A 15,189-nucleotide genomic window follows, 5' to 3' on the forward strand; every position below is an offset into this window, starting at 1 on the left:
TTCATATTCCAATTGACATATTTTCATCTTATCCCTTACTTAAGAAAATTGCAAGGTCCTTTTTACCATTCTTCCTCAAAAATTTTCAATCAAAAAAAAAAGAGCTGTCCCCACTCGAATATAATATCCGCTCAGAAACAGCCCCCCAAGGTAAACTACCCTACTATTCATTTTTTATTTTTGAAGCAACGACTTTCCTGTCATTTCTTCTGGTTTCTCAATTCCCATCATATCTAAAAGTGTAGGTGCAATATCCGCAAGCTTTCCACCTTCTCTTAACGTAACACCTTTCTTATGATTGAATAAAATAAATGGAACTGGATTTATCGTATGAGCTGTAAATGGATCACGTGTTTCATAATCAATTAGTTGCTCCGCATTTCCATGATCTGCGCACAAGAACATTTGTCCATCCACATCCAGCAATGCCTTCATCGCATCACCAACGCATTCATCTACAACTTCTATAGCTTCGACAGCGGCTTTTTCTATTCCTGTATGACCAACCATATCTGGATTAGCAAAATTCACTATAATTAAATCATAAGACTTTGATTCAATAGCTTGAACCAATTCATCTCTTACTTTAAATGCACTCATTTCTGGCTGCAAATCATAAGTAGCAACTTTTGGAGAAGAAACCAAAATTCTTGTTTCACCCTCATTTGGAACTTCTACACCACCATTGAAGAAGAAAGTAACATGCGCATACTTTTCCGTTTCTGCTAATCGGAGCTGTTTAATTCCTTTTGAACCCAAATATTCGCCTAATGTATTTGATAGTGCGTCTTTTGTAAATGCTATAATTGTATTTGAAATTGTCATATCGTATTCTGTGAAACATACAAAACTTAAAGGCATATATCCTTTTTCTCTTTCAAACCCCTTAAATTCCTCATCACAAAATACTCTTGTCAATTCTCTTGCTCTGTCTGGTCTAAAATTATAGAAAATGACTGAATCGCCTGAAGTAATCGTTGCAGTAATTTTTCCCTCAGTTAATACAACCGTAGGAAGAACAAATTCATCATTTGAATCAGTATCATATGATTGTTGAACAGCTGCAATAGCACTAATTGCTTGATTACCTTGTCCTAGCACCATAGCATCATAAGCTAACTTCACACGATCCCAACGATTATCTCTATCCATCGCATAGTAACGTCCCATAACTGTAGCAATTTTACCTACGCCAATTTCTCTAATTTTTTCTTCCAATTCTTCTACAAATTGCTTTCCTGATGTTGGAGCTGTATCACGTCCATCTAAAAAGCAATGTACAAATACATCTTCTACCTCATATTTTTTTGCTAATTTAAGAAGTGCATATAGATGCGTATTATGGCTATGTACACCACCATCGGATAATAATCCAAACAAATGTAATGCACTGTTGTTTTCTTTGCAAGCTTTAATAGCTTTCAAAAAACCTTCATTGTCAAAAAAAGTTCCATCATCAATTTCTTTTGTTACTCTAGTGAGCTCTTGGTAAACAACTCTACCTGCTCCAATATTTAAATGGCCTACTTCTGAGTTACCCATTTGTCCATGTGGTAAGCCCACATCTAGTCCACTTGCATGGCCTTGAACAAAAGGATGATTCGCCATGAGATCATCTATGTTTGGTTTTTTAGCATGCGCAATCGCATTTCCTTCACTTTTTTCATTTAAACCAAATCCATCTAATATCATCAAAACTGTTGGTTTTTTATTCATTTAAAATAACTCCTTTCTATACCTCAATAAATGTCATTATATCATAAAGTTTTTATGATTACATTATGTTTTTTGTCCTGCAATACTTAATTACAGGCGTACCGATTGGTACGCCTGTAATTTCAATTCTATAATTAGTAAACAATGCTCTTCTTTCGATTAACTACGAATACTATTTACGCAAATTATTTAAAGCAAACTACTTTTCCAAAATCCTCTGTTATGCTAGCTCCACCAACAAGTCCACCATCGATGTTTGGCATTGCAAAAAGCTCTGCTGCATTTTTAGGACCAACGCTACCGCCATATTGAACTCTTACAGCCTCAGCAACTTCTTTCCCATATAACTCTTCAACAACTGTTCTAATTGCTGCACATACTTCTTCAGCTTGCTCAGAAGTCGCAGTTCTACCTGTTCCAATAGCCCAGATTGGTTCGTAAGCAATAACAACCTTCTTCGCATCTTCAGTTGTTACATCTTTCATACCAATTTTGATTTGAAGTCTTACAAGATCAATTGTAATTCCTTGATCTCTTTGCTCTAATGTTTCACCACAGCAAAGAATTGGTACTAAGTTATGCTCTAAAGCTTTCAGTACTTTTTTGTTCGCTGTTTCGTTCGTTTCAGCAAAGTATTCTCTTCTTTCTGAGTGACCAATTACTACATATTCTATTCCGATTTCGGTAAGCATATTAGCTGCAATTTCACCAGTATATGCTCCCTTTTCTTCAAAATGCATGTTTTGAGCGCCAATTTTAATATTACTTCCTTTTGCAGCCTCAAGAGCTGGAATTAAAGAAATAGCTGGTACACAAAAAACCACTTCTGCATCATCATTTTTGACCAAAGGTTTTAAAGTATTGATTAATTCAATTGCTTCCTTCGTCGTTTTATTCATCTTCCAATTACCTGCAATTACCATTTTACGCATCTTTGTATCCTCCAATTATTCCTATTATTTATCGTTAGCAGCTACTACACCTGGTAGTTCTTTACCTTCTAAAAATTCAAGTGAAGCGCCTCCACCAGTTGAAATATGAGTCATTTTATCACCAAAGCCTAGTTGGTTAACTGCTGCAGCTGAATCTCCACCACCAATGATCGTTGTTGCATCTGCTTCAGCTAAAGCTTTCGCAACTGCAATTGTACCATTCGCAAAGTTTGGAAACTCAAATACGCCCATAGGTCCGTTCCACACAACAGTTTTTGCATCTTTGATTGCATCAGCATAAATGACTCTAGTTTTTTCTCCAATGTCAAAGCCTGACCAATCTGCTTCCATACCATCAACAGCAACTTCTTTGAATGGTGTATCATTTTTGAATTCTTGAGCAACTATGTGATCTACTGGCAATAAGAAATTAACGCCTTTTTCTTTTGCTTTTTCAACCATTTCTAACGCATAGTCTAATTTATCTTCTTCAAGTAAAGATTTACCAATTTCATACCCTTGCGCTTTTAAGAAAGTGTAAGCCATTCCGCCACCAATGATTAATGTATCAACCTTATCTAAGAGGTTGTTAATTACATTGATTTTATCAGATACTTTAGCTCCACCAAGAATAGCTACAAAAGGTCTAACTGGTTTATTTACTGCATTTCCTAGGAAGTCAATTTCTTTTTGCATTAAATATCCAACAGCACTTTCTTCAACATATTTGGTTACACCAACGTTAGAACAATGTGCACGATGAGCTGTTCCAAATGCATCATTTACGAAAACATCACAAAGGCTAGCCAATTCTTGACTAAATGCTTCACCATTCTTAGTTTCTTCAACACGATAACGAGTATTTTCTAATAATACAACATCGCCATCCTTCATTTCTGCAACAGCTTTTTTTGCATGATCTCCAACAACATTATCGTCAGGTGCAAAAACAACCTCTTTTTTCAATAACTCTGTTAATTTTTTAGCAACCGGTGCTAAAGAAAGAGCAGGTTTTGGTTCACCTTTTGGTTTTCCAAGGTGTGAACATAAAATAACTTTTGCGCCTTCTGAAATCAACTTGTTGATTGTTGGTAAAGCCGCTGTTAATCTGTTAACATCTGTAATAGCACCATCGATAAGTGGCACATTAAAATCACATCTAACCAATACTCTTTTTCCTGCTACCTTTAGATCTTCTACTGATTTTTTATTTAACATATTTATAGCTCCCTTCTTTTACTTGACTTTATTATGATAAAAAGCTTAATCCTTACAAGACCAAACCTCTTATTGAACATGATTAAAATCATATTTTAGAAATTACCTTCATCACTGATTATACCAATTATTTCTAAAAGTTCAAGCCTTTTTTTGAAATTGATGGTCTATCATTTTGTAATTACCAACCAATAAAATCGGCTTCGCAGCGTTAAATAACATTGTTATTTATACGCCGAGTTAAAACTCTCGTTACCTATATGCCGCTTTTCCAATTGTTTATGCAGAACTTTCCCTAGTAACTTAAAAAGCCCCCTAATAATTTAGAGGACTTTTATTTAGTTCCTGTTATAAAACCTCCGCATTCGCTATGGTTTCAAACAAATTTTTATAGAGCTTCATCTTTTACATAATAAGCTATATTCAGAGCATGGTCAGATATTCTTTCAAGGTTACTAATTGTATCCAAGAATACAACACCTGTTGTCGAATCGCATAAATTACCAGCAAGTCTTCGTATATGCTTTTCTCTTAATTCTTCTTCTAACGTATCCACTAACTCTTCATTCTGCTCAACTTTTTTGACTAAATCCGCATTATCAGATTTTCTAGCTTCAATTGCTAACTCAACTGTCTCAAGCGTTCTTTGGTAAATTTCTTTAATTTCTAGCTCTGCAGACTCCGACATTGTTAAATTGTTGACCAAGTAATATTTTGCTAACTCGCCAATATTCTCCGCATGATCCCCTATTCTCTCGATGTCATTTACTGTATAAAATAGATTCGTAATGACCAAATGTTGGTGTTCATTAAGAGATACATTGCTTATTTTCACCAAGTAATCTGTTATCAACTTGTCTAATTTATTTATATCTTTTTCTATTTTTAGCACTCTCTCAAATTTTTCTTCGTCTTTTTCTAATAAGGACTCCATGGCAAGCTTCGTATTTACAATTGCCAATTCACCCATATGCACTACTTCTTTAATTGCATTTTCCACTGCAAAGCTTGGTGTTTCTAAAATACGTTCATCTAAATGACGTAATGCAATCGCATCTTCACCTTCTTCAAAAACATCCACACCCTTTACAATCTTACCAGATAATGTAACCAATCTATCTGCAAATCCAAAAAGTAGAACTGTATTTGAAATATTAAATATAGAATGAAATATACTAATTTGGGTTGCAGTTATTAATCGTTTTCCAATCTCTACATTAATAAATTTGAAAAAGATAATACATATCACTGCAAATACGACTGTACCGATTACATTAAAGAGTAAATGAATAACCGCTGCTCTTTTTGCGTTTTTATTTGCTCCAATACTAGATAATATTGCAGTTACACATGTACCGATATTTTGGCCTAAAATAATATATACCGCAGCATTCCAAGGCACAAGTCTTTGTATTGCAATCATTTGTAAAATACCAACCGAAGCTGAACTACTTTGAATAATTGCTGTTACAGCTGCACCAGCTAATACTCCAAATAATGGATTCTTACCCAATATTCTAAAAGCATCTTGAAAGGCTTTTAACTCTCTAAATGGAGCAATAGAGTCACTCATCATCTCAAGTCCTATAAATAACAATCCAAATCCAACAATGATTTCTGCAACTTGTTTCTTACTTTTGCTTTTTGCAAGAAAAAGAATCATTGAACCAACACCAATCGCCAGTGGGGCAACTTGCGCTGGTTTAAACACTGCAAACCAATCTGAACTTGAAACAATCCAGGACGTTACTGTTGTCCCAATGTTAGCTCCCATAATTACGCCAACTGCTTGAGATAAGTTCAACAATCCAGCATTAACAAAACCTACAACCATAACTGTACAGGCCGAACTACTTTGTATAATCGCTGTAACTCCAGTACCAACCAAAACACCTAATACTCTGTTATTTGTAAGTACGCCTAATAGATTTTTCATTTTATTGCCAGCTGCTTTTTGCAGGCCTTCTGCCATAATATTCATACCATATATGAACATTCCAAAACCACCAATAAACATGAACCCAACAAAGATTAAATCGAGTGTCGAGTAACCTTCCATATTGTAATCCTCCTAAAATGTCAAATCAATGTCAAATCAATGTTAAGCTATGTAAACACCAATCCTATATTAACATAAAATCATATTTTGTCCAAGCACAAATTGTTTGATTATAGATTTTTTTGTTTTACTCCGACTTGAAATATGATAAAATGGCTTTAACATCAATTAAAATAGAGGTATCCACTATGATAATAAGCGATTTTCATGTACATAGTTCTTTTTCTGGCGATAGCAAAACTGAGATGGAAGTGATCATAAAGCATGCTATAGATAAAAAAATCCAAAATCTGTGCTTTACTGAACACCATGACTTAGATTTACAAAATAATGACACTTCATTTCAACTAGATTTCCAAACTTACTATGATACTTTTTTAAAATTAAAAGATCAATACTCAAATGCGATTGGTTTGTTACTTGGAATTGAACTTGGAATTCAACCACATTTATATTCCGAATTATCTAAAATAGCAAAAAATCACCCTTACGACTTTATACTCTGTTCTAGTCATGTTGCTAAAGGTATTGATCCATATTTCCCGGAATATTTTGTTGGTAAGACTAAGGAAGTAGCATATTCAGAATACTTCGAAACGATACTAACCTGCGTCAAAAATTTTTCTGATTATGATGTTTATGCACATTTGGATTATGTAATTCGATATGGCCCTTACGAAGACAAACATTATAAAATCAAAGATTACCAAGACCTCATAGATGAAATACTCAAAACAATCATTCACAAGAATAAGGGCATTGAAATAAATACTGCTGGTTTTAAATATAACTTAGGTGATTCACATCCATCCTCCGAGGTGATTAAACGCTACAGGGAACTTGGCGGAGAAATTATTACCGTCGGCTCAGATGCACACCACCCCAACCAACTATGTAATTATTTTGATCTTGCTCATAATATATTATTAGATGCAGGCTTTAAATATTATACGATTTTTGAAGGAAGGAAACCAGAATTCATTAAATTATAAGATAACGATGTCATAAAAGGATGCACTCCTAGTAAATACCATTATTAGGAGTGCATCTAAGAAATTTCATCATTGTATGATTTTGTTTATTTACATTCTACTTAAGTACAATCTCTAATGATCGTACCTCCGCCAACAACCAAGTCTCCATCGTAAAATACGATCGCTTGTCCTGGCGTTACAGCTCTTTGTGGCTGTTCAAAGATACATTCTATTTTATCTTCTGCTACCATTTTGATTAAACATTTGGCTGGTTGATGACTATATCTTATTTTCGCTTCTAACTCTACTTCACCTTCAATACTTTCAATTGACATAAAGTTCAAGTTATTCGCTAGAAGCCTCTTTGAAAAGACATCCTCATTTTCTCCAATAACAACTTCATTTGTTTCGGGTCTAATTTCTACTACAAATCCTGGTTTACCCAAGTTTAAGCCTAAACCCTTCCTTTGACCTACAGTGTAATGGATGATTCCATTGTGCTGACCAATTACTTTTCCATCAGTTGTTATAAAATTACCTGGTTCAAATTTTTTTCCAGTATACTCTTCTAGAAATCTTCCATAATTATTATCTGGAATAAAACAGATTTCTTGACTATCAGGCTTATTCGCAATACGTAAGTTTATTTTTTCTGCAAGGATCCTTACTTCTTCTTTCGTATAAGCACCAACAGGCATTAACGTTCTTTTTAGTTGTTCTTGTGTTAAATTATACAAAGCATAGGTCTGATCCTTCGCAAGCGTTGCTGATTTCTTCAAGGCATATCTGCCATTCTCAAGCTTAACAATTTGAGCATAATGTCCAGTAGCAATATAATCCGCACCAATGCTTAGGCTTCTTTGAAGGAGCGACTCCCACTTCACATAACGATTACATGCTATACATGGATTTGGAGTTCTACCTTCGATGTATTCATTTACAAAATATTCTATTACGTGCTCTGAAAATTCTTTTTTAAAGTTCATAACATAATATGGGATACTAAGGGCATTTGCAACACGTCTAGCATCATCAACAGCAGAGAGTCCACAACAACCACCATTTTCTTCTACTGCTTCTTGATCCTCATCTTGCCATATTTGCATTGTGACTCCAACAACATCATAACCTTGTTCTTTCAGTAAATAAGCTGCAACAGATGAGTCTACCCCACCTGACATACCGACTACAACCTTATTTTTGTTCATTTCATCACCTTATTCTTCTTCTTCAAGCTCATGGTCATGATCTTCTTCTTTAGGTTCTTTAAGTCCTTCAATTACAATATCGTTCTTCTTTGCATAATCCCATAATGCTGCTTGTAACGCTTCTTCCGCTAACAAAGAACAATGAACCTTAACCTTTGGCAATCCATCTAATGCTTCCATAACAGCTTTATTCGTTACATGTAAAGCTTCTTGAACAGTCTTGCCTTTAACCAACTCTGTAGCCATACTGCTTGTTGCGATTGCTGCTCCACAGCCAAAAGTTTTAAATTTTACATCTTCAACAATACCGTTTTCAATTTTCAAATAAATGCGCATAATATCACCACATTTTGCATTTCCAACAGTACCTACACCATCTGCATTTTCTATTTCGCCCATATTTCTTGGATTTGAAAAGTGATCCATTACCTTTTCAGTATACATAATAACACCTCTTATTTTCTTTTGTAGTAGTATTTATTGGTTACTCATCATAAAATCATCGTATAAAGGAGACATTTCTCTGAGTCTAGTAACAATTCCTTGTAAAACTTCAATCAAGTAATCAACTTCTTCAAGCGTGCTTTTTTCACCAAAAGTTATTCTTAGAGAACCATGCGCAATCTCATGAGGTAATCCAATACCTAGTAACACGTGAGATGGATCTAATGCTCCCGAAGTACAAGCTGAACCACTTGAGGCACTAATTCCTTTCATATCTAACATAATCAATAACGCTTCGCCCTCAATAAATTGAAAGCTGAAATTAACATTATTAGGTAATCTATTTACTTTATGACCATTTAATCTCGTATAAGGTACTTTTTCCAATACCTCCTTGATCAAATAATCCCTGAGTTTTGCTTGCCTTATACTTTCTTCTTCCATATGAGCTGTTGCCAACTCAATAGCTTTACCAAGTCCCACTATGCCAGGAACGTTTTCTGTACCTGCTCTTCGTCCTTTTTCCTGTGCTCCACCATGAATGAAAGCTTTTAACTTAATGCCTTTTTTAACATATAGTGCACCAGTCCCTTTTGGACCGTATAATTTATGTCCACTCATAGATAGAAGATCAATATTCATTGCATGAACATCAATTGGAAGATGTCCTACTGCTTGTACTGCATCTGTATGAAAAATAACACCTTTTTCTTTTGCAATCTTTCCAATCTCTTCAATTGGTTGTACTGTACCGATTTCATTATTTGCAAACATAATCGTGATTAGAATCGTATTATCCTTAATTGCATTTCTAAGATCTTCTAAGTTAATTTGGCCATACTGATCAACTGGTAAATAAGTGATCTCATAGCCATACTTCGCTAAATATTCACATGTATGAAGTACTGCATGATGTTCTATAGTCGTTGTTATAATGTGATTGCCTTTTGCTTTATAACTTTCTGCAATACCCTTAATAGCCCAATTATCAGCTTCTGTTCCGCCACTTGTAAAAAATATTTCTTTTTCATCTGCCCCAATGGCAATTGCAACCTGGTCTCTTGCAACATCTATAGCATTCTTATTTCCAACAGCAAAATTATAAATGCTAGAAGGGTTTCCGAAGCTTTCCGTAAAATATGGCAGCATGGTATCAAGTACTTCTTTTTTTGTTGATGTTGTTGCTGCATGATCAAAATATATCGTTTTTTTATCCATTGGAACGTCAACCTCCTTGATGATTCGTTAAGATTTAATTATTTGTTTAGAGGGATTACAAGCATCAATACGTTCCTGTTCATGTACCAAATCCTCTAAAGAGATGTTATCTACTACCTCATTAATACTATCGCTAATTCTTTTCCATACATACTTTGTAACGCAAAGTTCTGCTTCGCTACATTGCACATCTTCGTTAACCGTAATACAATCAACGGGGTTTAAATCTCCTTCTAATGCCCTTAGAATATCTCCTACTGAAATATCTGCTGGCTCTTTGGTTAGGGAATACCCACCCTGTGCACCTCTACAGCTCTTTACAAAACCATTTTTCTTAAGAATTGCTATAATCTGTTCTAAATAATTCTCAGAAATGTTCTGTCTTTCTGAAATAATCTTAATCGATAGCTGGTTTTCTTTAGAATTTATTGCTAAATCTATCATTGCTCTTAGTCCATATCTACCTTTTGTTGAAAGTTTCATATACCAATTCTCACCTCTTCAATTCCTACTAAAAGAGTAGGATTTATTTTAGATTATCATTTTTTTAAAAAATTGTCAATACATTAATAAATAATTTTATTCCCTATTATATTCCTATTCAAGTCAATTATTTTGGACAGATGATAAATAACTGGTAACATGGTTACCATAATGGTAAAATAAACAAAACATGAAGTAGCATAGTAATGCAAATGAAAGGCAGGAAAATATATGACAAAAAAAATTATAATTATAGGAAACGGCGCCTCAGGAAATGCAGCTGCCGAGGAAATTCTAGCACAAAACGATAAACATAATATCACCATGATTACAAATGAAGCAACGCCCCTCTATTATCGTCCTATGCTCTCTGAATATATTAGTGAAGAAGATATACCAAAGCGTTTTTATATGCACACTTTTGATTGGTATAAAGACAATAATATCAATTTAATGATAGATACAAAGGTAAATAGTATTACTCCTGACCAGCAAATAGTCACTCTGTCAAATGGTGAGCTACTACATTATGATGCTTTGATTATTTGCACCGGTAGCTTTAACTTTATACCTCCAATGCCTGGGGCAGATAAAAAAAATGTTGTAAGCTTGAAAACTCTAGATGATGCAAACCAAATCAAAGAAATGGCTCAAAAAGCAAAAAAAGCCGTTATATTCGGCGGCGGACTACTTGGACTAGAATTGGGTTGGCAACTTAGAAAGTTAGATATTGAAGTAACTGTTTTGGAAATGATGGATCGATTACTTCCTAGACAATTGGATACGGAAGCTTCTGAGTTATTTGAAGAAAAAGTTGCTAAGACCGGGATAAAAGTCTTGAAGAATGTAGAGACAAAAGGCATTTTGGGCGATACATACGTCAGTGGCATCGAACTCGTTAGCGGTGAAGTCTTGGATGCAGATTTGGTTCTATTTTCTATAGGGGTTCGCGCAGATGTTTCATTGGCACAAGAAGCCGGTATCAACATAGATCGCGGAATTATCGTAGATGATTTTATGAGAACTAATTTTGATAACATTTATGCAGCCGGAGACTGTGCACAGCATAACAAAGTAAATTACTCCATTTGGCCAGAGGCTGTTGCTCAGGGGAAAATAGCTGGGCTAAATGCCTCTGATATTCAATCAGTTTACGAACCTGTTGTTCCTTTCAATGTTTATCACGGTATGAATATAAAATTATTCTCTCTTGGAGACGTTGGTGGCAACCCTACGCTTCATTATGATATGCATCGTGTCAAAATTGACGAAGATTTCGAAAAGTATTTTTTTGTGGACAATGTCATCACAGGAGGAATACTATTCGGAAATATCTCCAAGTCGACTAAGTTAAAAAAAGCTATTGCAAGTAAAATGTCTAAAGAAGATTTTCTTAAATTAATTTAATTTGTTGATGATAAGGCTGTCGACAAAAGCATTTTTTCTGATAGGTGTATTCATTATTGGCAGTAAGTGTTCATTTTTCTGGCCTTACCCTTCGGCCGGTCAGGCGAAAAATGAACACTTACTGCCTTTATATTAATCTTGAAGAAAAAATGCTTTTATCTCTGTTTCGTTAATTGATAATTAAGTCAATGTTACAAAACCTCCGCTTTCGCTACGGTTTCGTAACCGAATGCAAGCTGAGAATGGTACTAGGTGCTTTGATTTTCGTTTTTATTCCACGGTTTTATTTAGAAACTTGTTTTAGCTGTCGACTTTTGGAATGAGCTTGATAATTTTATCATCTGATCTATCTGGAACTCCTCTGCCATCCATATTACTTGTTGTTATATAAATTGATCCATCTTTTGCTTGAATAACCTCACGCAAACGTCCATATTCATTCCTCAACCATGACTCTACATTTTGTACTTCTGTTCCTTTTTCATTCAATGAGATAGTAAGTAGTTGTTCACCACGCAAAGCAGCAACAAGTAATTTTTCTTTCCATGGTCCTTGATTTGAGAAGGTAATACCAGACGGTGCCCAGGTATCTTCTCCGCTATGGATCAAAGGCTTTTGTATCTCAATTTGACTAGAGTCTTCATCCCCTTGAACGAGAGGCCAACCATAATTGGCTCCTGGTTGTATAATGTTGATCTCATCATGTGCTGTCTGTCCATGCTCTGATGCGTATAAGATATTTTCTTGATTCCACGTTAATCCTTGGGGGTTTCGATGACCTAAGCTATAAACCGGTGAATTAGGGAATGGATTATCTTCAGGGATTCCTCCGTCTAATTCAATTCGCAGTATTTTTCCAGCTGTACTTGTTGGATCTTGTGCCAATGCAGAATTTCCTGCATCGCCAGTTGTTATGTACAATCTCTGGTCTGGTCCTATCTTTAGCCTTCCTCCATTGTGAATTCGTCCACCAGGTATTTTATCCAGAAGTACTCGGTCAATGTAAGCTTTATTATTTTGTTCAACCAATCGGACTATACGGTTATAGATTTGAAACCCTTCTCTATATGAATGCATAACATACATATAATGATTTTGCGAATAGTTCGGGTCAAGCGCAATACCCATCAAACCACCTTCGCCTTGACTCACAAAAGGTGTGACAAATGTGATAAGTGGTTGTGGATTTAGTTTACCCTCCTCAATCAATCTAATTGCCCCAGACCGCTCAGTAAAATACACTTTACCTTCATCGCTTATTGCTATCGCCCACGGTATATTTAGATTTTCTACCATAACTTTAATTTCATAAGGAAATTCACTTGATGTGACTATATTGACTTTGACATTCACTGCATTACGCCCACGCAATATCAGATTAGACAATACAGTGTAAATGATTATGTTCATACCATTGTCCCCCAAACTCAAATAAATACATCATTGAATACACACTTTAATCATATTATGAGATATCTATTTTAATGATATGAAATAAGTTTAATCACAATCAAATATCATTACTGATACAGTTCTGAAGAGGGAATACAAGCTCAATGAATACTTAATAATAGAATGCATCTCTATTTGTCCAAGGATGCATTTTCCATTTATATTTCCACATTCTTTAATAAAGTACTGCGTACCTAGTAAATCCTAGTGTTTACAATCGTTTCAACAGTTACCAAGTCTCCACGTAGGTGGTGTAGTATTTTGAACAGATTCATCGGCACCGTTATACAACTTAGACGAATTGCATTTCAATAACGCAATCAAAACTAATTGCTTATTTGATTAATAAAAAATTACCTATTGTGATGCAGAATAATGAAATAGCAACGCTCATAAGTGTTCCTAATAGGTATTTCTCTGCAAAATTTTTATCTTCTAATTGTTTAAACCTTGCCAAACTTTTCGCAGCTAAAACAAATCCAATTGCTCCCAATTGTGCATTTAATCCAAGCGTTAGAATTATTATTCTTTCAAGAATTCCTATGAGATATCCACTGCTAATTAATTCTTCTTTCTTATCGGTATCTGTATCATTCTGAATTGAGAAAAACACAAAAACCTTCTTGATAAAAACAGCTGTTGGCGACAAGCAAATTATGTATAAGAGTATGTAAATAAGAATATTATAAACCTGCTTCCATTCGAGGTGCTTACTCAAAATATTCTTAATTGCATCTCCAATGATACTAAGGTCATTAATAAAGTGACTACACACCATAATTACCAAGATATGCAATATTTGATCAGTGATAAAAATTACAAAATCTTTCGATTTATGATCTGCTTTCTTTTTTCTCATTTTTTTTAGAATTTTGATCCGACCATAGTCTATAACTGCATGAATCACTACAATAGCACTAAAAATCAAGGCAATACTTCCAGTGGGACCAAAGCATAATAAAGGTAATAAAATTACTCCTGAATAAATAGCGCAATGTAAAAAGAAATACTTAATATCATTCATCTTTTTATGAGCAATTCTAGAACTTTGAAACACAAAATCTCCAAGCAAATGAGCTATTAATAATAATAAAATCTCCATAAATCACCTCTGATAATTTCTATAAATGAAAATAATTGTTGTTAAATCAATATTCCTAATTGACAAAATATTTGCACTCTTTATTATGTTATCAATGTTCTGCCTAGTTGTATTAGTAATATTTGAGATTTTTGTCGATATCCCCTTCTTAATAGTTGATTCAAGAAACATTTTCTCCTCATAAATGTTTTCTGAAAATATTTGAATAGGGTCATTTCCAATTGAAGCATTGTAAACATTCTTAAATACATCATTTTTACCCTTAGTAGACAAATAATAATTTATATGCCCCTTATCTTGAAGTAAATTTAAAATCTCTTGCAATCCATCCAATTCCATTACGTTTGCATCAAAAAACGGATTAGTTAATTCTACCAATAGGGAGACCTCATTTTGATATACACTTTGCTTTCGAGATAACAAAAAAGAGGAATTCAATAATGTATTAATATAAAAGTCATTATCACTATTTGAGTTCAATAAAACATTCCATCCAACTGTGTTATGTGCTTGCGAAATTGCTTCTCTTGCATTATGATATGCCGATCCATCCTGTTCCGAAGATGTTCCATTAATGATTTTTACATCCCATTCCCCAACTCCTATACCGCAACGTATTTGAAGTGGAGCTAGAATCATTTTAAGCAAACGATAATACATAACAGCAGAACTAGGATTTTTGAATAGACCCTGAACTTCGTCACCAGCGCTGAAAATAATGTCAAAAGTCAGAGATGGTCTAAAAATTTTGTTCAAAACATCTAGGCTCTGCTTTATGAAAAATTGTACTTCTTCTCTATTTTCTTTAGAAAGTTTTTTCGAATTTACTATATCTACCATAAAAGCGGTGTATCTCATTAAAATCACCTCCAAACTATATTATAGCACCCAAAAATAAAAACGCAACCTATTTTGATTGCTTTTTAAAAATGCAATAAAAACAGATTGCGTTACTAATATGATCATATATAGATTC

13 protein-coding genes are annotated in these 15,189 nt (G+C 34.3%); 2 read left to right on the plus strand and 11 right to left on the minus strand.

From position 1 onward, the window contains the following. Positions 1-174 precede the first annotated feature (174 nt). The 4 genes from CVU84_01310 to CVU84_01325 all read right to left on the minus strand — a co-directional run bounded on the left by CVU84_01310 (position 175) and on the right by CVU84_01325 (position 5,925). Entirely contained in the window at positions 175-1,716 is a 1,542-nt protein-coding gene (locus CVU84_01310; GenBank protein PKM96380.1) for a 2,3-bisphosphoglycerate-independent phosphoglycerate mutase, read from the minus strand. Between the two features lie 185 nt (positions 1,717-1,901). After that, positions 1,902-2,648: a triose-phosphate isomerase gene (locus CVU84_01315; protein ID PKM96381.1), complete on the minus strand. Its 747-nt coding sequence runs from the start codon at positions 2,646-2,648 to the stop codon at positions 1,902-1,904. Between the two features lie 24 nt (positions 2,649-2,672). Continuing rightward, positions 2,673-3,866, minus strand: a complete 1,194-nt coding sequence (pgk, locus tag CVU84_01320) for a phosphoglycerate kinase (GenBank protein PKM96382.1) — start codon at positions 3,864-3,866, stop codon at positions 2,673-2,675. 388 nt (positions 3,867-4,254) lie between these two features. Beyond that, the gene (locus CVU84_01325; GenBank protein PKM96383.1) at positions 4,255-5,925 is read right to left on the minus strand and encodes a Na/Pi cotransporter; all 1,671 of its coding nucleotides are present in this window, start codon (positions 5,923-5,925) and stop codon (positions 4,255-4,257) included. A 194-nt stretch (positions 5,926-6,119) separates the two neighbouring features. Between CVU84_01325 and CVU84_01330 the strand changes: the two genes are divergently transcribed. Then, positions 6,120-6,917, plus strand: coding sequence for a histidinol phosphate phosphatase (locus CVU84_01330; protein ID PKM96506.1), 798 nt, complete (start codon positions 6,120-6,122; stop codon positions 6,915-6,917). Between the two features lie 101 nt (positions 6,918-7,018). Here CVU84_01330 and CVU84_01335 read toward each other — a convergent pair whose 3' ends face one another. The 4 genes from CVU84_01335 to CVU84_01350 are packed head-to-tail and all read right to left on the minus strand — an operon-like array spanning position 7,019 to position 10,252. Next, positions 7,019-8,107: a tRNA 2-thiouridine(34) synthase MnmA gene (locus tag CVU84_01335; GenBank protein PKM96384.1), complete on the minus strand. Its 1,089-nt coding sequence runs from the start codon at positions 8,105-8,107 to the stop codon at positions 7,019-7,021. A 9-nt stretch (positions 8,108-8,116) separates the two neighbouring features. Next, a complete protein-coding gene (nifU, locus tag CVU84_01340) occupies positions 8,117-8,551 on the minus strand; it encodes a Fe-S cluster assembly scaffold protein NifU (protein PKM96385.1) in 435 nt (144 codons plus the stop codon). A gap of 33 nt (positions 8,552-8,584) precedes the next feature. Continuing rightward, positions 8,585-9,769, minus strand: coding sequence for a cysteine desulfurase NifS (gene nifS, locus CVU84_01345; GenBank protein ID PKM96386.1), 1,185 nt, complete (start codon positions 9,767-9,769; stop codon positions 8,585-8,587). Positions 9,770-9,796: 27 nt separating this feature from the next. Further along, positions 9,797-10,252, minus strand: a complete 456-nt coding sequence (locus CVU84_01350; protein PKM96387.1) for an Rrf2 family transcriptional regulator — start codon at positions 10,250-10,252, stop codon at positions 9,797-9,799. A 231-nt stretch (positions 10,253-10,483) separates the two neighbouring features. On the opposite strand from CVU84_01350, the gene CVU84_01355 reads away from it, so the two are divergent. Further along, positions 10,484-11,659, plus strand: coding sequence for a hypothetical protein (locus tag CVU84_01355; protein ID PKM96388.1), 1,176 nt, complete (start codon positions 10,484-10,486; stop codon positions 11,657-11,659). A gap of 300 nt (positions 11,660-11,959) precedes the next feature. Here CVU84_01355 and CVU84_01360 read toward each other — a convergent pair whose 3' ends face one another. The 3 genes from CVU84_01360 to CVU84_01370 form a co-directional block, all read right to left on the minus strand. Next, entirely contained in the window at positions 11,960-13,069 is a 1,110-nt protein-coding gene (locus CVU84_01360; GenBank protein PKM96389.1) for a glucose sorbosone dehydrogenase, read from the minus strand. A 376-nt stretch (positions 13,070-13,445) separates the two neighbouring features. After that, a complete protein-coding gene (locus CVU84_01365) occupies positions 13,446-14,213 on the minus strand; it encodes a DUF3307 domain-containing protein (protein PKM96390.1) in 768 nt (255 codons plus the stop codon). 3 nt (positions 14,214-14,216) lie between these two features. Next, positions 14,217-15,071: a hypothetical protein gene (locus tag CVU84_01370; protein PKM96391.1), complete on the minus strand. Its 855-nt coding sequence runs from the start codon at positions 15,069-15,071 to the stop codon at positions 14,217-14,219. Between the last annotated feature and the right edge of the window lie 118 nt (positions 15,072-15,189).

The organism is Firmicutes bacterium HGW-Firmicutes-1 (assembly GCA_002841625.1).
Taxonomy (GTDB): Bacteria; Bacillota; Clostridia; order Lachnospirales; family Vallitaleaceae; genus HGW-1.

Bases quoted from the DNA above. Each gene is read 5' to 3' on its own strand.
- CVU84_01315 (PKM96381.1), bottom strand. From the start codon at position 2,648: ATGCGTAAAATGGTAATTGCAGGTAATTGGAAGATGAATAAAACGACG.
- CVU84_01370 (PKM96391.1), bottom strand. From the start codon at position 15,071: ATGAGATACACCGCTTTTATGGTAGATATAGTAAATTCGAAAAAACTT.
- nifS (PKM96386.1), bottom strand. From the start codon at position 9,769: ATGGATAAAAAAACGATATATTTTGATCATGCAGCAACAACATCAACA.
- CVU84_01310 (PKM96380.1), bottom strand. From the start codon at position 1,716: ATGAATAAAAAACCAACAGTTTTGATGATATTAGATGGATTTGGTTTA.
- CVU84_01365 (PKM96390.1), bottom strand. From the start codon at position 14,213: ATGGAGATTTTATTATTATTAATAGCTCATTTGCTTGGAGATTTTGTG.
- CVU84_01350 (PKM96387.1), bottom strand. From the start codon at position 10,252: ATGAAACTTTCAACAAAAGGTAGATATGGACTAAGAGCAATGATAGAT.
- CVU84_01355 (PKM96388.1), top strand. From the start codon at position 10,484: ATGACAAAAAAAATTATAATTATAGGAAACGGCGCCTCAGGAAATGCA.
- nifU (PKM96385.1), bottom strand. From the start codon at position 8,551: ATGTATACTGAAAAGGTAATGGATCACTTTTCAAATCCAAGAAATATG.
- pgk (PKM96382.1), bottom strand. From the start codon at position 3,866: ATGTTAAATAAAAAATCAGTAGAAGATCTAAAGGTAGCAGGAAAAAGA.
- CVU84_01360 (PKM96389.1), bottom strand. From the start codon at position 13,069: ATGAACATAATCATTTACACTGTATTGTCTAATCTGATATTGCGTGGG.
- CVU84_01335 (PKM96384.1), bottom strand. From the start codon at position 8,107: ATGAACAAAAATAAGGTTGTAGTCGGTATGTCAGGTGGGGTAGACTCA.
- CVU84_01325 (PKM96383.1), bottom strand. From the start codon at position 5,925: ATGGAAGGTTACTCGACACTCGATTTAATCTTTGTTGGGTTCATGTTT.